Annotated in this window: 15 protein-coding genes and 1 pseudogene; 7 read left to right on the top strand and 9 right to left on the bottom strand. The window is 51.0% G+C overall.

Annotation, left to right across the window (positions count from 1 at the left end; all coding sequences use genetic code 11):
* Positions 1–14: 14 nt before the first annotated feature.
* Positions 15–1,124, bottom strand: a complete 1,110-nt coding sequence (locus J3348_RS09510; RefSeq protein ID WP_113991664.1) for an anaerobic sulfatase maturase — start codon at positions 1,122–1,124, stop codon at positions 15–17.
* A gap of 146 nt (positions 1,125–1,270) precedes the next feature.
* On the opposite strand from J3348_RS09510, the gene J3348_RS09505 reads away from it, so the two are divergent.
* The 3 genes and pseudogenes from J3348_RS09505 to J3348_RS09495 form a co-directional block, all read left to right on the top strand.
* Positions 1,271–1,858 carry a chromate transporter gene (locus tag J3348_RS09505; protein WP_005941143.1) on the top strand — a complete coding sequence of 196 codons (588 nt, stop codon included), beginning with the start codon at positions 1,271–1,273 and terminating at the stop codon, positions 1,856–1,858.
* Complete coding sequence (locus J3348_RS09500) at positions 1,855–2,418, top strand: chromate transporter (RefSeq protein ID WP_097776428.1); 564 nt, start codon at positions 1,855–1,857, stop codon at positions 2,416–2,418. Before J3348_RS09505 ends, J3348_RS09500 begins: the two co-directional genes overlap by 4 nt.
* Positions 2,419–2,562: 144 nt before the next feature.
* A pseudogene (locus J3348_RS09495) lies at positions 2,563–4,053 on the top strand (recombinase family protein); the annotation flags it as partial.
* A gap of 138 nt (positions 4,054–4,191) precedes the next feature.
* On the opposite strand, the gene J3348_RS09490 reads toward J3348_RS09495, so the two are convergent.
* The 6 genes from J3348_RS09490 to mobC form a co-directional block, all read right to left on the bottom strand.
* A complete protein-coding gene (locus J3348_RS09490; protein WP_112122042.1) occupies positions 4,192–5,592 on the bottom strand; it encodes a site-specific integrase in 1,401 nt (466 codons plus the stop codon).
* A gap of 14 nt (positions 5,593–5,606) precedes the next feature.
* Entirely contained in the window at positions 5,607–5,909 is a 303-nt protein-coding gene (locus tag J3348_RS09485) for a helix-turn-helix domain-containing protein (RefSeq protein ID WP_112122043.1), read from the bottom strand.
* Positions 5,910–6,280: 371 nt separating this feature from the next.
* Positions 6,281–7,627: a phage/plasmid primase, P4 family gene (locus J3348_RS09480; protein WP_005937058.1), complete on the bottom strand. Its 1,347-nt coding sequence runs from the start codon at positions 7,625–7,627 to the stop codon at positions 6,281–6,283.
* The gene (locus tag J3348_RS09475) at positions 7,590–8,042 is read right to left on the bottom strand and encodes a CHC2 zinc finger domain-containing protein (protein WP_276572024.1); all 453 of its coding nucleotides are present in this window, start codon (positions 8,040–8,042) and stop codon (positions 7,590–7,592) included. The genes J3348_RS09480 and J3348_RS09475 overlap by 38 nt, the downstream gene beginning before the upstream one ends.
* Before the next feature lie 192 nt (positions 8,043–8,234).
* Positions 8,235–9,797 (bottom strand): relaxase/mobilization nuclease domain-containing protein, encoded by a 1,563-nt coding sequence (locus J3348_RS09470; protein WP_207698850.1) that lies wholly within the window; start codon positions 9,795–9,797, stop codon positions 8,235–8,237.
* The gene (mobC, locus tag J3348_RS09465; protein ID WP_154256844.1) at positions 9,760–10,206 is read right to left on the bottom strand and encodes a plasmid mobilization relaxosome protein MobC; all 447 of its coding nucleotides are present in this window, start codon (positions 10,204–10,206) and stop codon (positions 9,760–9,762) included. The genes J3348_RS09470 and mobC overlap by 38 nt, the downstream gene beginning before the upstream one ends.
* A gap of 1,047 nt (positions 10,207–11,253) precedes the next feature.
* Here mobC and J3348_RS09460 point away from each other — a divergent pair.
* The 3 genes from J3348_RS09460 (at position 11,254) to J3348_RS09450 (ending at position 15,351) form a co-directional block, all read left to right on the top strand.
* On the top strand, positions 11,254–12,084 hold the full coding sequence (locus J3348_RS09460) for a PRD domain-containing protein (RefSeq protein WP_112122080.1): 831 nt from the start codon (positions 11,254–11,256) through the stop codon (positions 12,082–12,084).
* 186 nt (positions 12,085–12,270) lie between these two features.
* The gene (locus tag J3348_RS09455; protein ID WP_173012928.1) at positions 12,271–13,854 is read left to right on the top strand and encodes a PTS transporter subunit EIIC; all 1,584 of its coding nucleotides are present in this window, start codon (positions 12,271–12,273) and stop codon (positions 13,852–13,854) included.
* A gap of 21 nt (positions 13,855–13,875) precedes the next feature.
* Positions 13,876–15,351 (top strand): family 1 glycosylhydrolase, encoded by a 1,476-nt coding sequence (locus J3348_RS09450; RefSeq protein WP_112122065.1) that lies wholly within the window; start codon positions 13,876–13,878, stop codon positions 15,349–15,351.
* A 326-nt stretch (positions 15,352–15,677) separates the two neighbouring features.
* On the opposite strand, the gene J3348_RS09445 is transcribed toward J3348_RS09450, so the two are convergent.
* Positions 15,678–16,292 (bottom strand): PBECR4 domain-containing protein, encoded by a 615-nt coding sequence (locus J3348_RS09445; protein ID WP_112122066.1) that lies wholly within the window; start codon positions 16,290–16,292, stop codon positions 15,678–15,680.
* Between the two features lie 318 nt (positions 16,293–16,610).
* Complete coding sequence (locus J3348_RS09440) at positions 16,611–16,859, bottom strand: DUF6061 family protein (protein WP_112122067.1); 249 nt, start codon at positions 16,857–16,859, stop codon at positions 16,611–16,613.
* Between the two features lie 574 nt (positions 16,860–17,433).
* Between J3348_RS09440 and J3348_RS09435 the strand changes: the two genes are divergently transcribed.
* Positions 17,434–17,685 carry a DUF6061 family protein gene (locus J3348_RS09435; RefSeq protein WP_097778987.1) on the top strand — a complete coding sequence of 84 codons (252 nt, stop codon included), beginning with the start codon at positions 17,434–17,436 and terminating at the stop codon, positions 17,683–17,685.
* Positions 17,686–18,230: the final 545 nt, after the last annotated feature.

Here is an 18,230-nt window from a genome sequence, read left to right as displayed (position 1 = left end):
CCGGGAGAATCTCTTTACCGGTTTTGTTGTGCCAGAAAATGTGCAGCAGTATGCAGGCGCGGAAGCACATAGGCAAAGAACTGCTTATACGCTGCGCAAAAGCGGTTGCTTCCAGAGGCATCCCAATCTCGCTTGCATCCGCCCCGGCAGAGCAGCTGATAAGCACATGCTGCGCATTCCGCCGGGCGTTTGCGGCCCTGTGCCAGAAATGTCTGGCTTGTGGGAGAATCAAGCGCATCTTCAACGGTACAGTGGCTCAGATTTCCCAGCTTCCACTCATCCAGAACATAAAAGTCACAGGGATAAAGGCTTCCGTCACCTTCTACGGTAAGATAATGTCCACAGGAACCGGAGGAAGCGCAGGAGGTAGGCGGCATTCCCAGCAGGATACGCAGATAGTCCTCAAAATTGCGAACGCTGATATAATTGCCTCGTTGCAGCTGCTGATACCAATTATCAAAGACGCCGCACAGAAAACGACCATAAAGTTCCGGCGTTAGAGAATATGCCTGCCCTCCAATCGTATCAAGTGGGTCAAGACATGGGATGAATTGCAGATTGTGCTGTCCCAACTCGCAGAGGCTTTTGAAGGCTCGCTGCGGCTTTCTGGCCAGCTGTCCGGTTACAACACAGAGCAGATTCGTTTCGACCCTGTAGGCATCCAGCAGCGCAAGCGCATGAGTTACTTTATCCCATGTGCCCTGCCCAGCTGCGTCCAGCCGATAGAGATCATGGTTCTCCTGTGTGCCGTCCAGAGAGAGGCCTACGAGGAAAGAGTTGGCTTTGAAAAAGGAAGCCCACTCTTCATCCAGACAAATGCCATTGGTCTGGATGCTGTGGAACACAGAGATATTGCGCTGCATGGAACGCTCCGTTTCCAGAAAGAACCGGAAGAAATCCAACCCGGCAAGAGTCGGTTCGCCGCCCTGAAACAGAAAATGGACGCTGCCGCCTTCCTCTGTGGCTGCAAAAGCCTTTTCGACCAGTTCTCCTGCCATTTCATGGGAAAGCAGTCCCATATTTTTGCAGGCTCGGCTGTTGGAAACATCGTCATAAAAGCAGTACCGGCAACGCAGATTGCACAGGCTGGACGCTGGCTTAACGAGAAATGTATTATGTTTCATAGAGATTCCCTCCGTGCTTCGCAGTTCTTAAAACAAGGATACCGGAAAATACGGGCTTTCGCAAGCAGTAACAGTTAAAAGCTGTTTGAAACAGTAAGAAAACGAATATAGTTGTCCGAAAATCAAAAAAGGAGAAGAAAACTTGTATGGATGAAAATAAAACATACGGTACACGGTTAGCACGGCTTTGGAAGCTGTTTTTGAGTACGCTGTACATTAGCAGCTTTACCTTCGGCGGCGGCTTTGTCATCGTGACCTTTATGAAGAAAAAATTTGTAGATGAGCTGCACTGGATCGATGAACAGGAAATGCTGGATATGACAGCGTTGGCGCAGTCCTCTCCGGGCGCAATCGCGGTCAATGCTGCAATTCTGGTAGGCTGGCAGGTAGAAGGCTTGATTGGAATGATCGTGGCAGTGTTGGGCACCATCATCCCACCTATGGTCATTCTTTCAGTCATTTCTGTGTTCTACAATGCTTTTGCCACCAATCGCTATATCGCGTTGTTACTCAAGGGAATGCAGGCTGGTGTGGCGGCGGTCATTCTGGATGTTGTATTCGACCTCGGCGGCAAGGTGCTGAAGACCCGCTCATGGGTGTATATTGCCCTGATGGTCGCAGCGTTTGTCGCAAATACGGTGTTTGATGTCAATGTGGTGGTGGTCATCCTTGCCGCTGCAGTATTCGGCGTGGTGCTGGCTCTGGTCCAGTGGAAAAAAGGTGGTGCAAAATGATCTACTTACAGCTTTTTCTCAGCTTTTTGCAGGTGGGTATGTTCAGCGTAGGCGGCGGCTATGCGGCCATGCCGCTGATCCAGAGCCAAGTGGTGGAACAACATGGCTGGCTGACGATGCAGGAGTTTACTGACCTCATCACGATTGCAGAAATGACCCCTGGTCCCATTGCGGTCAACTCGGCAACTTTTGTTGGTTTGCGTATCGCGCAGGTACCCGGAGCCATCATTGCAACACTAGGTTGCATTACACCGGCGCTGTTCTTTGTTTCACTTCTATCCTACATCTATCGTAAATACAAGGATATTTCTCTGCTGCAAAGTGTTCTGACCTGCCTGCGTCCGGTCATTGTAGCGCTTATCTTTGGTGCAGGTCTTTCTATACTGTCTATGGTGGTGTTCGGAGAGAGTGCAAAGACGCTCGCCAACGTAGACTGGATCGGCATCGGCAGTTTTGCATCGGCATTTTTTGTCCTACGGAAGCTCAAGTGGAATCCCATCCTGACCATGTGCCTGTGCGGCGTGGCCGGGCTTGGACTTCACATTTTGCTCGGAATATAATCTTAAGACAATTTGTCTGTTGGAATCATGAAAATAAATCATTGGGCTTGCAATCAGGGCAAAACTGTGGTATATACATTATACGAAATATTGCTTTGATGAACGTATTACCGTTCAATGACGTATAAAATGGAGGTGCCCGCCATGACCGCCGTGATCTATGCTCGCTATTCCTCGGACAACCAGCGCGAAGAATCCATCGAAGGCCAGATCCGGGAATGCACGGCTTATGCCGAGAAAAACGGCATCACCATCGTCAAGCACTATATTGACCGTGCTATCTCCGCCAAGACGGACAACCGCCCGGAGTTCCAGCAGATGATTAAGGACAGCGACAAGAAGCTGTTTGACATTGTGCTGGTCTGGAAGCTGGACCGTTTTGCCCGGAACCGCTACGACAGTGCCCGGTATAAGACCCAACTGAAGAAGAACGGCGTCAAGCTCATGTCTGCCACCGAGATCATCTCCGAGGGGCCGGAGGGCATTATTCTGGAATCTGTGCTGGAAGGTTATGCCGAGTATTATTCCGCTGACCTTGCCGAGAAGGTCGTGCGTGGACAGACCGAGAACATCCTGAAAGGCCGCTGCAACGGTGGCCGTGGAACCTTTGGGTACACGCTGGATTCCGAGCGGAAGTTCCACATCGACCCTCTCACCTCGCCTTTTGTGCTTGAATCGTTCAAGAAGTACAATGAAGGCTCCACCATGAAGGAGATTCGGGACTGGCTGAACGAAAACGGCATCAAGAACCCGGTGGGCGGTGCATTTACTTATAACAGCGTTGAACATATGCTCAAGAACCGGCGGTACATCGGAGAACTGAAATTCCGGGATGTTGTCGTACCGGATGCTATCCCGCCCATCATTCCACTGGAACTGTTTGAGGATGTGCAGGAGAAGATCGCAAAAAACAAGAAAGCCCCTGCCCGTAGAAAGGCAGAGGACGATTATCTGCTCACCACCAAGCTGTTCTGCGGCTACTGTGGGGCGTTGATGTTTGGCGAGAGCGGCACAAGCCGGACGGGTGAAGTTCACCGCTACTATAAATGTGCTACTGCCAAAAAGCACAAGGGCTGCAAGAAAAAGACCGTCCGCAAACAGTGGCTGGAAGATTTGGTAGTCAACCAGACCATGCAGCTTGTGAAAGACGATGCCGCTATGGAATCCATCATCGCCAAGGTGATGGAACTGCAAAATAAGGAGAACACTAACATTCCACTCTATGAGAAGCAGCTTCGGGATGCGGAATCTGGTATCCAGAATATGCTGAACGCGATTCAAGCTGGAATCCTAACCAGTTCCACCAAGGAGCGGCTGGAGCAGCTGGAAGAAACCAAGCGTGAGCTTGAAGCCCGCATTGCGGAAGAAAAGCTGGCGAAGCCGAAAGTGACCGAAGAATTCATTCGGTTCTGGCTGCTGCGGTTCCGTAAGCTGGATATGAGCCTGAAAGACCAGCGGCAGGCGTTGGTGGATACCTTCATCAATTCGATTTACCTGTATGATGATAAGGTTTTGATAACCTTCAATTATAAAGAAGGCACACAGACCGTGACCTTTGGAGAAGCGACAGAAGTTGCATCCGAGGGAAATGGTTCGGATTTGGATTGCTTTACTGCACCAAAAAATGCCGTGAAATCGAAAGATTTCATGGCTTTTTTGTTTTTCTGGCAGAGTCTGCACACTTTTGCACATCTCCTGCACACTTTACAAAAAAGCCATGAACTCTTTGCATCGCTTGCACAGCGTGTATTTCGCTGCACAAAAAAGAGGATTTTACGCGAAGAGCACCCGCGTCAGCTCGCGGCGTTCCTCTGCGTCCATCTGCCGGATAGCTTCAAGGATCATTTTACCCGTGATTTTTGTTGCCACCGGCGTTTTGTTTTCCGGGGGTTCCTGCGGCTTTGCGCCTGCCACATCCTGCGAGTAGAAGTCGGCTTCGATCTTCTCGGTCAACTCCAACCGGGGCTTGTCCTGCGTGTGGGCGTAGGTGTCCATCAGGACGGTGGCGGTCGCATGGCCTGTGTTGCCCTGCACCGACTTGAAGTCACCGCCAGACTGCAGCAGCTGGTAGGTGGCACTGGAGTGCCGCAGACCGTGGAACACGATCTTCTCAAACTCCGGGTGCTCTGCCCGCCACATACGGTACCACTTGGTCAGAACGTCTGGTGCAATGGGTAAGCCGTCTGGTAAGCGGAACAGCTGACCGCAGTTGTTGTACTTTTCCGGGGCGCTCTGCTCGTCCTGCTTCATCTTTTCCAGCCATGCCAGAAGCTCCTCTTTCAAGGGCTTGGTCATGTACAGGATGCGGTTGGACTTTTTGGTCTTGGTCCGCTTAAGGATCAGCGAGGACTTGCTCCCCTCCCGTCTGTCCGGGAAGGTGTGGTAGATCTGGGTGGTGTCGATTTTGGACAAGGCGACCTTGTCGGCACGCTGCAGGGCTTTGTTCACCGAGATGGTTCCCCGTCCGTCTGCTGCATCAAAGTCCAGATCACTCGGCTGTAAGCCGAGGATCTCGCTCTCACGGAGCGAAAGGATCATGCTCATGTGCACCGCCAGATGCAGAGCGGGGTTCTCGATGGTCTGCAGCGCCGCCAACATGGTGCGCTCATCCCAGATGGTGCGTTCTTCGGTGTTGATCTTGGGGGCTTCACGGGGAGTAGGCGACTTGTGGATCAGATCCCAATCAACGGCATACGAAAAGGCGGTCTTCAGGAGCGTGTGGACTTCGTGAATAGACGTGCTGGATAACAGCCGCTTCTTCTGATTTTCCGTCAGCTCCTGCTTCTCGCCGTGAACGTACTGACCGCAAGGGGTCTGGCTCAAGGTGGCGTAGAACTGCTCGATGTCGTAGGTGCGGAGGTCTTGCACTTTCCGCTTTCCGATATACGGCACGATGAGGTTCTGCACCATCGCCACAGATTGGGTGTAGGTCTTGGGAGACCACTTGTGTTTGCTGGACTGAATGGGAATCCACTTGTACAGCATCTCCTCTACCGTCATGGTGTCGGGTACGAGGAAGGTGCCGTCCAGCAGCTCCTTCTCCACCGTGATCTTGCGCTCCTGCGCTTCGGCCTTGGTCTTGAAGGTCTCCCAGCCCTTGCAGGGCTTGCCAGCATGATCTTTGTAGTTGTATCGGACGGAATACGTGTTGCCACGTTTCATAATAGATGCCATAGATGTTCCCTCCCTCAGACCGCTGCAAACCAATCGTCAAAGCTCTGCTTGCTTACCCGGATGCTGGTACCGAGGCGGATCACCTTGAAATCTTTCGTGGTGTTGCACAGATTGTACGCAGCGCGGTTGGAGATCGCCAACAGTTGGGCGATCTCGTCCACCCGGTAGACAAGCGGCACGAGCTTGGCTGCTTGGGTCTGGTCAGAAGGTTCTACGGCAGGGGTTTCGGACAATTCCATTGTAGGGGATTCGGGTGCGATTTTCAAGTCCTCACGGGTCAGTTTGGCGGAATTTTTGCGGACATTCGTCATAGGCATGTCTCCTTTGCACTTCTCCAGACCCGGTGCAGCTCCGGTTGAGCTGCACCCTTATGGGCCGGTAAATATGTAAGGGCCTGCCGCTCCTGACCCGAAGCAGCAGCCCAAAAAAGTGCGAGAACTTGAATTTACGCGCCCCACGCGCCCCAAACCACACAAAAGTACCTTTCTGTGTTGATTTTATAGGGCGCATGGCTGGGATGAACGCGCCCTTTTAGGGCGCATCCGGGTTTCTTTCCCGCCCCGAAGGGCGTGTTGCCGCCCTGCATCCGCCCTTCGGGGCGGACACACGCCCGAATAAAACAGCGATAACAGGTCAAAACCGCTGTTTTGGGGCGCGTAGGGCGGGAGAATTTCACTTTTCGTGTGTTTTATGCCGCAGCAAAAGCGGGGTGGACGCATACGCCCCGGAAGCCGCGGTACTTTCCCTCGATGTGCTTGGAAAAGGTCAGACCATACTTCCCTGCATTTTTCAGCAGGAACTGGCTGAACTTCTTTTGCGGAACAGGTGATTCCAGATTATCCTCGCACCACTTGGTGTAGGCGCGGTAGAGATAGGTGGAGCGTTCCTCGGTGTCGGGCTTGAAGCGGACATACGCCGTTGCCTGCATGAACTGGGTCAGGTTGTCGCTGTCCGCCATGGCTGCTTCGAGGTTCTGGATGGAGCGCTCGCTGATGGTAAACTGATAGCGGTTCGCCAGCAGACGGTGTAACCCCTCCAGCATCCACAGCAGGATGCCGGGACGCTCCTCGGACAACTCTTCGATGAGGAAGGGATTATCCACCCGGGCAGGGTCACGGTCTTTCACCGTGATGAGGATCTGTCTACGCCAGAAGCCGTCGCTGTCATCATGAGCGGCCACAAGGTTGCCATTGCCGAAGCAGATGAAACGAACGTACAGCAGACCTTGGACAGCCTGCTTGTTCTTCCGCTCGATGCACAAACGATCCTCGGCGGTGACGATGGACTTGATGTTCCGCGTTTCAGGCAAAGCCACCATGTTCAGATCGTCATCGACCATGACCAGCTTGTACTCCAGATTTGCACTGGCAAAGCGGTTCGTTTCGATGCGGAGGATGGATTCGGAGTGAGAGGCTTCCCCGAACAGCTTCTTCAGCAGCAAGCCGATGCGGGACTTCCCCTCGCCGCCCTTGCCGGTCATGACCAGCATCTTCTGCGCCTTGGTAGACGGGATCAGGAGATAGCCAAGATATTCCTGCAAGGTCAGAATGTCCTCCGGGATCAGCAGACCGTCCAGAAATTCCAGCCACTTGGTCGGTGCGGGGGCATCGGGCTGGTATTCCACGGGGAGCCGGTTCAGGCAGAGTTCCTTTTCCGGCACAAATCCCCGTTCGTCCAGAAAGTAGGTTCCGTTCTGGAGATGGATGCGGTCAAGCTGGGGTTTCCATTCAGGGGTATAGGTTTCGATACGGAGTGCGTCCAGAACCTGCTTTTCCTTCTTGGCAAGGTTGTCGAGCACAAAGTCACGGAGGTCGCTGTGGACTTCGTAGAGCAGTGCGTCCTCATCTACCTCGCCGTTCTGGTCGAACAGCTTCTGTTTCAGGCACATCATGGGGTGTTTCTCTAAAAGGTACTGGCAGTAAGCGGTTTCACGCACTTTGCCCTTACTGTCTACCCAAGGGCATTCGCATTCTTCCTCTTCTTCCAGTTCGTCCTCATCACGCCAATCGTCGTTCCTCTTTTTCCAGTCGCTCATGCAATCCCTCCCAATACTTCCGTAGCTCATTTTCGGTCTGCGGGTCCGGGAGCACCGAACAGTCCAGATAATATTCAACGATGTCAAGGTTCTTTATCGCTTCAAGGAAGCAGGGGTGAAGTCCTTCTGTGGGTGACTGCGGTGCGTATCGGACCCGCCAACGCTGCAGACAGCGGTAATAGTCCAGCAGCTGCTGCCGGACGGTGGGCGGTCTACGGGGAGCAAGCCGCACCTTGCCGTCGGCAAGTGCCATGCCGAAATCGTTCTTCAACTTTTCCACGGCCTTATAGGGAGAAAGTTGAAAAAGTCTGCCGACAAAATCGATCACATCGCCATCCGCCTGACAGGCGAAACAGTGGAAACGGCTGTCCACCTTCATGCTGGGGTGTTTATCCCCGTGGAAGGGGCAGCACATCATACCATTCCGGTTTACGGCGAAGCCGTACAGCTCCGCCGCCTGCCGGGTCGAGACGGCGTTCTTTACGTCCGAAAAGACAGAGGTGCTACCCTCCGTCCCAATGGGTGGGGTACAGGCGAAAGGACGAAGCCCGGTGAGGGGCGTGGGTGAGGTTGGGTTTATTCACACATCGATCCGTCAGAGTGTTGTTCATTTGACCTCCTGCTGCGGTACGGCGTGGCTGCGCTCTTCCTTGCGGAAGAAGGCTTCCACGTTCTGTTGTGCGGTGCGGAGTTCACGCAGTTCGATCTGCGCTTTCTTGTAACGGGTGTAGAAACCGTTTTTCTCCGAGGAAAGGGTCTGATATTCGGCATCCAGCTTTTTGAGGTCCGGCAGTGTCCTGAGCCCGTTGGCCTTGAAATAGGCACAAGCGGCCTCGTACACAGCAAACTCTGCACGGTGCTGCTCCTTGAACTTGGCGGGATTCCGCACAGTCTGGAGCTTCTGTGCAAGGGGCTTGTACTGCCGATAGACCACAAGATGCCCGCGCAGCTCCTTGAGGGAGACCATGCGGGCATCCAAGTCTTTGACCACCGCCAGTGCATCGTCGTGCTGGGTTTTCAGTTCGGCAATGCGCTGGTGCAGGGCATCTTCGCTGAGCAGTTTTTTCTCCTGCAGGAGACACAAGGTCTGCGACCAGCGTTTGAGGTTGAACTTTTTCGCCCAACGCTCATAGCCGATGCCCTTGCCCGCAGCAACGTTCGCCTGAATGTCAACCAGTTTCCTGATCTTATCCGGCTTCTTCTCGCTGCTGGGCTGGATGATGGCGGCAAGCTGGATGTTCTGGGAGAGGGCGGTCAGCACCTGCTCTTTTTCCAGCTTCTTGCTCAGTTTCTTGGCGGTGATGAACTTTGTCCGACCGGGCGGGCAGTAGCTCAACCGGCCTCGGCTCTCTTTCACGGCGATGCCGTGTTCCTGCATGAGCAATGCAGAAAATTCCTCGAAGGTGGTGGTCTTGTTCAGCACAGCGTAGATCTGCTTTCGCAGCTTGTCCAGCTCGGTCTGGTAGACGGTCTGGGTGGGCTGCTGCCCTTCGGCGGCAAGTTTGGCGTTGGCATGGTCGAGACGGCGTTGTCCGCGCCGCTGCGCCCAATACTCGCGCTCCGAAACATGGTCGCCTTGGGCTTCCAGCAAATTGATCTGGTTCAGATCGGCTTGCTCGCACATTTCCATGACAGCGACACGGAGGTGCCGGAGCATGGCAGAGGTGCAGCGGTGCTTCTTGCCCGCTTCCCAGTCGCACGGCTTGTCCATGAAGGGCTGCCGTTCCACGGTGCGGACACGCAAGCTGCCGATGACGATGTGAACGTGGATGTTTCCCGCACTGTTGTGACCGTCCGGGTGGGTGCAGACGATGGCGGGATGACCGGGGAAGTTGTCCTTGCAGAACTGCAAGCCAAGGGCTTGCGCCCATTCCATGGTCAGGCCGTTCTCCACTGCGTCCTTCGGGTCGAAGCTCACAATGTAGTGATGGGTCTTCACGTCCTCCCGCCCGCCGTTCTTGCCGTACTTGCGGTTGGCAATCAGGCAGGCCATAGCAAACGAAGATTCGCCGCACTCAAGGGTGTCGAGCAGGTACGAATCCCGCAGCTTGGGTCTGCCTTTCTCGTCCAGAATGGGCAGACCGGTGTACTCGTTGTGCTGAAAGGTGAGATAGCTTTCGGCGGCGGCATAGTTAGAGTTTTTCGAGGTCAAATGCTTGATGGTTGCCATACAGTTCACCAACCGTTTCTTCGGCTTTCAGCCGAAAGTTCGTGAGCGCGGACAGTTCCTCCAGTATTTGCGCCCGGAGCTGCTCGGTGTCTTTGCCGCCGGAGTTAAAGTGCCGTGCAAGCTGGTTGAGGTTGCTTCCCACCTTGCTGCACTGGGCAGACAAGGCGGCAAGCGCCGCCAGTGCATCCTCGCCGCCCTGCGCCACCACAACGGTGTGCTTGACGTTCACGCCGTACAGGACGCGGCGGACGAGTTCGGATTGGGTGAGGTGGAGTTTTTTGCAGGCGTATGCGATCCGCAGTTTTTCTTCTGCGGTCACTCGGACTTTGATGATGTGTGTCTTTCGTTTTCGCGGCGTATCATTGCGGTTCTTCTTTGCGTGTACGTTCGGACTTTTCATTTCAGCCATATTCGACCTCCTGTGAAAATGATAAATGCCCGTTCCGGGATGGAGAGGGCTATGTAATGCGACACGCCGCATTCGCACCAACGGTGCGAAGCTAGAGCAGGGTTTGGGGAAGGCACTCCCCAACAAGGATGACTGAGTGGACAGCAATTTTTCAAGCATTGAAAATTTGTGGCCACAGGTCGATACTTGCTTTCGCCCTTTCCGTGCAACACTGAAAATTTCAGAAGTCGAACCGCAATGCACGTTGAAGATTTTGCAGAGCAAAACATGTGAAAAGGCAAAGCTCCTGCTCATGGTCACCGTTCACACCGAACGCAGTTCCTACCCCTGTTTTGCAGCGGCGTTGTCCGGCTCGCCCACAGAAAGTGTGAGGTCATGGCGCAGTATCTCGTTCAGACGGCTTATGAAGAATTCAAGGTACAGTATGAAGAAAGCCGGGCGCAGTGCGGACACTACAACCTGCTTCTTTCAAGCACAAAAATAACACTTTGGGGTTGTGTAGTCAACAACTAAAAATAAATTTCGGAAGATTGAACAACTACATAAGATTTTATTTGTGAAAAAGAAAAATACCGCCCACGCAGCGCAGCGATGATTTTGTCGGGTGAAGTAAGCGGCAAAATAGATCGGGTGTGTTGCGGGGCGGTAAAAATCTTCATAGGGAATAAACCCGCACCGTGCAGTCATTTACGGCTAACGCGGTGGGATTTGCGATAGAGGGTATCATGGATTGTGGGGTACGTCAAGATGGTTTTGGAAATTTTATTGTGGTAAAGCAGTGATAGTAAGACTTATAAAATCATTCAGGAAGGGCTTTTGCGAATATGACAAAAATCATAAATTCGATTTATTGAAAATGACAATAGACATCACTAAAATAGTTTGCTATACTAATTGGCGTAACAAGGCGATATTCCTCGGAAGCGATACTTGTGGCAGTACAGAATAGGGTCCAATGTGGTTCATTGATGCCTTATCTGTGGATTGTCAGGTGTTGTTTCGGAGGCTTTTTTTTTTACAGGTCTTTTCGGGAAAGTGGTGCGGCAGATGAAGCTTGTTAAAAAAATCAATACGAGTGCCGCATTAGCGATTGACCGGACAGGTCACGAAATCGTAGTGATGGGCAAAGGAATTGGTTTTCCACAAATGCCATACAAACTGGATGATCTTTCCAAAATTGAGCGTACATTTTACGATGTTGACCCGAAGTACCTTGGAATGATTGCAGAACTTTCGCAGCCCATCGTAATGGTCTGTGCTGACATTGCAGATCAGGCAGGCATTGAATTGGACTGTTCCCTGAATCCGAATCTTCCATTTACACTGGCTGACCATATCCAGTTTGCAGCGGAGCGCCTGAAAAAAGGTGTGGACCTGACCACACCGATTGCTTATGATATTCGCCATCTATATCCTAGAGAAGCAGCTATGGCAGATATGGCATTAAAGATGCTGAACGAACAGACTGGAATGAACCTGCCTGCAAGCGAAGCAATCAGCATCGCAATGCATTTTATCAATGCCGAAGCAGAAAGCGGCGATATGCACAGCCTGATGCTGAGTATGCAGGTGATTGCCAAAGTTAACGAAATCGTGGAAAGCAGCTTGCACATTCAGCTGGATAAGGATAGCTACAATTACAGCAGGTTTGCAACCCATCTGCGTTATTTGATTCAGCGATTACAGGCAGGCGTACAGACGGATAATATATCCAGCAATCTTCGGAGAACCTTAATGCGTGAATATCCCGATATTTATGCCTGTACATTGAAGGTCGTAGAATATCTGAAGAATACCTACGGATGGGATTGCAACGATGATGAAGTTGTATACCTCATCATGCATATCCAGCGCGTGTATGAGCGAGAACAAGAATAAACAGAAAGCTTGGTTTCTGGAGCGATAGCCTGAAATGGCGCGATATCCGGGGCGGACTTTACGCAGCAAACGAGGGAGCTTCCCTGCCGATTTTGTTGTGGTGAAGTGTGCTCCGGATTTTTTACTTTGATGTATTCTGTGCACAGGAATTACATATATCCGAACATTCACAAGGAGGACACTGCAATGGCAGAACAGGACATCTTACAAAGCGTTTATCCGTACATCGGAGGTCAGGAGAATGTCAGCCGGACGATTCCGCGTAAGGGCACGCTGTATCTTATGCTCAAAGATGCCGGTGTAGTGAATTTGGCAGCAGTCAATCAGGTGCAGGGCGTTATCAGTGCAGAATTGGAACGCGGTCGGCTGACCCTGCAGCTGGAAGGAAAGGAACAGGAGGTTCCCGGAATGGCAGAAAAAAGAAATGGTGCTGAACTGGCAAAAGAAATTCTTGAACTGGTCGGTGGCGAAGAAAATGTTATTTCTCTGACGCATTGCGTCACTCGTCTGCGCTTTGAGTTGAAGAATGTGAAAAAGGCACAGACCGAACAATTGAAAAAGACTAATGGCGTGCTGGGTGTTATGGTTGCAGGGGGCCAGTATCAGGTGCTGATTGGTGCACGTGTGCAGGAAATCTATGACGAAGTATGCAAAATTACCCGCTTTGCGGAACCGTCTAAACAGCAGTCTGAGGAAAATAAACCTTTTTACAGCAAAATTCTCCCGTTTATTGCAGCAGCATTTTCTCCTTCGGCAATGATGCTGTGTGCAGCAGGTATGATCAAAGGTATTCTTGCACTTATTACAGCACTGGGGTGGATGAGTAAAGAGGCAGGCATTTATGTTTTGCTTTCCGGTATTGCAAATGCTCCGTTCTTCTTCCTTCCGGCGCTGATCGGCTATAATATTGCAAAGCGAATGAAATCCGATATTTTTACAGCCGTTACAGTGGGCTTGGCGCTTTGCATCCCTTCGATCAATGGTGTGGACATTGAGCTGTTCGGCCATGTTTTCAATAACACCTATACATCCACGGTGTTGCCTGCATTTTTTACTGTAATCTTGGCAGTGTACGCTGAGCGGTTCCTGAATAAGCATCTGCCGGATATGGTCAAAGGTTTTTTGACCCCGATGCTGATTTTTGTGATCGTGGTTCCTATCGGATATATGCTGGTAGGACCGGCAGCCAACCTGCTGGCAGATGGTGTCAGCTTTGTAATGAACCTGCTGTATAACTTTAATCATATCCTGTCGGATGTGGTTATTGGCGGATTCTATCAGATCCTTGTGGTACTGGGCGTTCACAGCGTAATCGTTCTGCCGGCGCTGATGGATGTCATGGCAGGCACTCCTTCCCCGAACTATGCATCTCTGGGTGTCGTGAGCTTTGCGGTTCTGGGTGTTACGCTTGGTATCCTGTGCAAGACAAAGAGTAAAAAACTGAAAGAACTGGCTCTTCCGGCAGCTGTTTCTGCCCTCTTTGGTGTTACTGAACCGGCAACCTATGCAATCGTTATGCCTCGCATGAAATATTTGGTTGTGACCTGTGTGTCTAGCGCAATTGCCTGCGGTGTAGGTGGACTTTTTGGCTTCGCAGTTTATACGATTCCTGGGTTTGGCATCTTTAAGATTCCCGGCTACATCGACCCGGCAAACCCTGTTCAGTCCCTGATCGTGGCAAGTGGTGTGATGCTGTTGGCAACTGCACTGGGCTTTATCATTACATATGTAATGTTCAACGATGCTCAGTATGGAGATGATAAGGAATAATGAGAGAAAGCGGGGAGAAAAATGGCTTTTCGCAAAGACTTTATGTGGGGAGGAGCCACTGCAGCCAACCAGTATGAAGGCGGTTATCAGGAAGACGGGCGCGGTCTGACAGTAGCAGACTTTTCCATGGGCGGTTCCCATACGAAACCGCGCATGGTGGTGTGGCAGAACCCTGTTACAGGCGAACAAGGCGAAACATCCGCGTTTGATCCGAAACTTCCGGAAGGTGCAGCGCCTGCGATTCGAACGGACGCATACTATCCCAGTCACCGTGCAACGGATTTCTATCATCACTATAAGGAAGATATTGCACTGATGGGAGAAATGGGCTTTAAATGCTTTCGGATGAGCATCAGTTGGACACGTATCTTCCCGAATGGAGATGACGCTGTGCCCAATGAAGCAGGATTGGCTTTTTATGAGAATGTTTTTGATGAACTGCATAAATATGGAATTGAGCCTTTGGTAACGCTTTCGCATTTTGATATTCCAATCAGCATGGTGCAGCGTTTCGGAGGATGGGATAACCGTGTGTGGATCGACTGCTTTGAAAAATTTGCCCACATAGTAATCCAGCGTTACCATGATAAGGTGAAATATTGGTTGACTTTCAATGAAATCAACAATATGGAACTAGCGCCGTATATGGTTACAGGCATTTCCAACTGCAATGCACAGCAGTTGGCGCAGGCGGCACATAATATGTTTGTGGCATCGTCACGGACAGTCAGGTTAGCACATGAAATCGACCCGGCAATTCGTGTTGGAATGATGCTGGCATACCGCCCCCTCTATACCTACACCTGCGACCCGGCAGATAACATCAAAGCGATGGAAATGCAGCAGAGCCGTTATTTTTACAGCGATGTCCAGATGCGAGGTTTCTATCCAGAATATCGATTGAAAAAATATGAGCGTGAGGGCATCGTTTTGCAGGATACACAGGAAGACTATGAAGTGCTCAAACAGTATCCATGCGATTTCCTGAGTTTTTCCTGCTATGGTAGCAATACAGTTACTGTGCATGAAGATGGCTTGGGTACAACAGGCGGAAATTTCTCTATGGGAGTAAAAAATCCGTATCTGGAAACCAATGCATGGGGATGGGCTACGGACCCTGCATGTCTGCGATTGGCCTGTAACACGCTATATGACCGGTATCATAAACCGTTATGGATCGTTGAAAACGGTATTGGCTGGGCAGATGAACTGACATCGGACAACAAAATTCACGACAGCTATCGTATCGATTATCTAAAGAAAAACCTATCCTCTATGAGAGATGCCGTTACGCTGGATGGTGTGGATTTGATGGGCTACACTATGTGGGGCTGCGTTGACCTCGTGTCCGCCTCTACCGGAGAAATGGCAAAACGATACGGCTTCATCTATGTTGACTATCAGGATGATGGCACGGGTGATGGCAAGCGTTTGAAGAAGGACAGTTTCTATTGGTATAAAAAGGTCATTGCAACCAACGGTGAAGATTTGACCTGACCGATTCAGTTTGTAAGAAGGAAATGAAGAGGGAATGGCCACCTGCCGTACTAGCCAGTGCAGTGGGTGGCCAGTTGCTATGATATGCAAATATTTTTCCTTGAAATGTTACATCACTGATGTATAATACCCTTAGAGGATAGCGGCAATGACCAGCTATCGGTGGCGTTGAAGTAATGGACCGGTTCGGCATCAGCCTGTTATGGAGCCAAACCGTGGGTTAAGCGAAAACCACAAGCCGAATAGATTCACTCGAATCGAACAAAAACGCAAAATGCCCGCTCACCGTGGAGATTCAGTTCCATCGGTGGGTGGGCATTCTTTCGTTATTCAGGTAAGACAAGATAGCTGTATTCATCGGGAAGGACAATCTTTTCCCATTCAACTTTCTTTGCGGTGAATACGATTTCCGAATACTGCTCCTCACTGCGGCTCTTGCGATATGTAGCAATGATTCGGTCAGCGGCCTTTACCTTGGTTCGTATATCGCCTTCCAGCACCGTGTTAGGTACGAAACGGCCTTCACCACCATCCCGGACAAACCCCATGCAGGCACTGAGGGAACCAGCGATTTTGTCAGTGTACAGCTTAGGCTGGCTCATATTATAATCGCCCAGCATTTTTGCGGAGAGGTTCTTCTTCATCAGGCTGGGCAGAACCCGCATTTTCATTTCGGTGGTTCCGTCTGCGGAAAAATCAAAGTCCGCTTCGGTCAGACGTTTGTCATAGCACAGATTGAAAAAGTGCCGAGCATTGATGCCGGATTTCCGCAGCTTGAAGCCTGTCATGTGCAAAAAGTTGCCAATATCGAACGTGACCTCCAGACAATGGACATTCTTGTGCTTGTCGGTGGTGATGAACAGCAGGCTTCTGTCTACCAAATTCTCTTTATACAATGGCGCACAGGAAAAAACGATGGACAGTGCTTCTTTTTTCGTCATAGTTGATTCTGCGCTCCTTTGCGTTTTTACAAAATAAAAGGGACATCTACAACACCGTGGTGCTGTCCGATGTCCCTTGCGACTGATTTTATCGTTGTCCGCCAACCTCAGGCCCCTACGTCCTGCATCGCTTTCGGGTTTTATCGCTGCCCGCCAGCCTCAGGCCCTTACGTCCTGCATCAGATCGGATTTTAGGTGTCAGCCACACCAGCGGAATGACGTCCGCTTTCCTATTTATATTATATTCGATTTGGGCGCAAATAGCAATGGTCTTTGCAAAGATGATTCTTTAATTTTTTGCGAACGGCTGCTGAATCATCAATCCTCAAGTCTGCCATGGTCACATCCTAGTGACAGATAATGCTCTATCTCTCCACTCAGCACAAGCTGGGCGTACTCCAAGGGCTTGTTGTAGAGCAGCCAGTCCAGTTCTGCCCGCTGTGCCGGGGTGTCACCGTACTCTTCCTCAACGGCGATACAGTCGATGGCGAGGATGGAGCCATCCACGAATCGGGCTTCTACTCGATTGGTGTCCATATTGAAGCGGCAGGAAAGCAGTTTGTTCATGGTGAGCCTCATTTTTCTATCAAATGGTGTCTATTCGGATGTCCTAAACCCTGCCATAGAACCGATGTGTCATGTAAGATTGTTGTTTGGATAAAAATGGAAAATTTTGTACAATAAATACCGTTGAAATCCAGCTTTTGGGGCTGTGCGAAACAGCCTGTTTTGCCGGGCTGATTTTGGCGCTGCACACTTTTGCACATTTTCTGCACATCGCAAGGATGGATAACAGGTGCAAAGACGTGCAAGCAATGCAAAGAATGCAACAGAATAACAACGGTAAAATAACGGCAATTCGATTAAAACTACGATTTAACGTTGAATGATGAAATGGACAAAATGTGCCATTCGGTTCCTACGAATCAGTAGGCCGGGGGTTCGAGTCCCTTCCATCGCACCAAACCATGAAAATCCGAACCTTTTCTCGATAGGAGAAGGGTTCGGATTTTTTGTTTTCTTCGGAAATGAAAATTCAGGCTCTTCCCTGACGGCCGTGTGTCCGAAACCTTATCAAAAGAAAGACCGTATCACGAAGGTCACAACTGTAAAGGTGCCGTAAGGTAGAAAGGACACGAGTATGAAGTACGATGAAAGAACCTGCAAATTCAACATGGACACCGGCTGCGTGGAGCTGCTGCTCCGGGATGGAAGAAAAATTTCCATCGACTGCACCGGGGTCGAGGATGCGTTGGATGCGACCATGGCGCAGAGGTCGGAGTTGGATTACCTCATCTACAATGATCCGCTGAGCTACGCGGATTTGATTCTGAACGGTGACCCGGAGAAATATTTGAAGAATGTGGCTGGAAGCCATGGGCTAGAAGATTAAGGGCAAAACAAAAAACAGGGTGCGCCCCTGAATAGGACGCACCCTGCCAAAGACCACAGACGATAGCGATATGTACAACAGGGAGTTCCCCAGTGGGAACTTCCTGTTTTTCGTTGTTTGCATGATGAGCTTGTTCTGCCTGCCACGCGGCAAACTCCCTTTGGCCTTCCTCGCTGTTCCAGCAGGCAAGGATGGCCGGGTAGAACGCCCGTGCCAGACGGTCGATGACATCATCGGGGTAAGGGGAAATGTTTGTGGACTTTTTCTTTTTGTTCAAACGCACGCTCCTTTGATCGTCCCACCGTGGCAAAGCCGGGCGAGAAAATCAAAGTTCCAATTTTTATCAGGCGCAAGGGCGCGGATGCTTTCCGCCCTGCACTTGCGGCTGGGGGCTCGTTGATGGCTTACAGGTGTCTGTTGTTATGCGGTCTTTTCTTCTTCAAGGGCTTCTGCAAGAGCCTTTTCCAGATAGGTTTCGATTTCAGTCAGGTAGTTAGCAGGCCTCTGCATTGCGAAGCGGAGAACCTTCTGCTTTTCCGGGTCAG

The organism is Faecalibacterium sp. Marseille-Q4896 (assembly GCF_017377615.1).
In the GTDB taxonomy this organism is placed as follows: Bacteria; Bacillota; Clostridia; order Oscillospirales; family Ruminococcaceae; genus Faecalibacterium; species Faecalibacterium taiwanense.
This window is presented reverse-complemented; position numbering and strand designations above follow the sequence as displayed.

What these genes read in the sequence shown, in the direction of transcription:
- J3348_RS09510 (WP_113991664.1), bottom strand. Translation starts at nt 1,124, where the DNA reads ATGAAACATAATACATTTCTCGTTAAGCCAGCGTCCAGCCTGTGCAAT.
- J3348_RS09505 (WP_005941143.1), top strand. Translation starts at nt 1,271, where the DNA reads ATGGATGAAAATAAAACATACGGTACACGGTTAGCACGGCTTTGGAAG.
- J3348_RS09500 (WP_097776428.1), top strand. Translation starts at nt 1,855, where the DNA reads ATGATCTACTTACAGCTTTTTCTCAGCTTTTTGCAGGTGGGTATGTTC.
- J3348_RS09490 (WP_112122042.1), bottom strand. Translation starts at nt 5,592, where the DNA reads ATGGCATCTATTATGAAACGTGGCAACACGTATTCCGTCCGATACAAC.
- J3348_RS09485 (WP_112122043.1), bottom strand. Translation starts at nt 5,909, where the DNA reads ATGCCTATGACGAATGTCCGCAAAAATTCCGCCAAACTGACCCGTGAG.
- J3348_RS09480 (WP_005937058.1), bottom strand. Translation starts at nt 7,627, where the DNA reads ATGAGCGACTGGAAAAAGAGGAACGACGATTGGCGTGATGAGGACGAA.
- J3348_RS09475 (WP_276572024.1), bottom strand. Translation starts at nt 8,042, where the DNA reads ATGTGCTGCCCCTTCCACGGGGATAAACACCCCAGCATGAAGGTGGAC.
- J3348_RS09470 (WP_207698850.1), bottom strand. Translation starts at nt 9,797, where the DNA reads ATGGCAACCATCAAGCATTTGACCTCGAAAAACTCTAACTATGCCGCC.
- mobC (WP_154256844.1), bottom strand. Translation starts at nt 10,206, where the DNA reads ATGGCTGAAATGAAAAGTCCGAACGTACACGCAAAGAAGAACCGCAAT.
- J3348_RS09460 (WP_112122080.1), top strand. Translation starts at nt 11,254, where the DNA reads ATGAAGCTTGTTAAAAAAATCAATACGAGTGCCGCATTAGCGATTGAC.
- J3348_RS09455 (WP_173012928.1), top strand. Translation starts at nt 12,271, where the DNA reads ATGGCAGAACAGGACATCTTACAAAGCGTTTATCCGTACATCGGAGGT.
- J3348_RS09450 (WP_112122065.1), top strand. Translation starts at nt 13,876, where the DNA reads ATGGCTTTTCGCAAAGACTTTATGTGGGGAGGAGCCACTGCAGCCAAC.
- J3348_RS09445 (WP_112122066.1), bottom strand. Translation starts at nt 16,292, where the DNA reads ATGACGAAAAAAGAAGCACTGTCCATCGTTTTTTCCTGTGCGCCATTG.
- J3348_RS09440 (WP_112122067.1), bottom strand. Translation starts at nt 16,859, where the DNA reads ATGAACAAACTGCTTTCCTGCCGCTTCAATATGGACACCAATCGAGTA.
- J3348_RS09435 (WP_097778987.1), top strand. Translation starts at nt 17,434, where the DNA reads ATGAAGTACGATGAAAGAACCTGCAAATTCAACATGGACACCGGCTGC.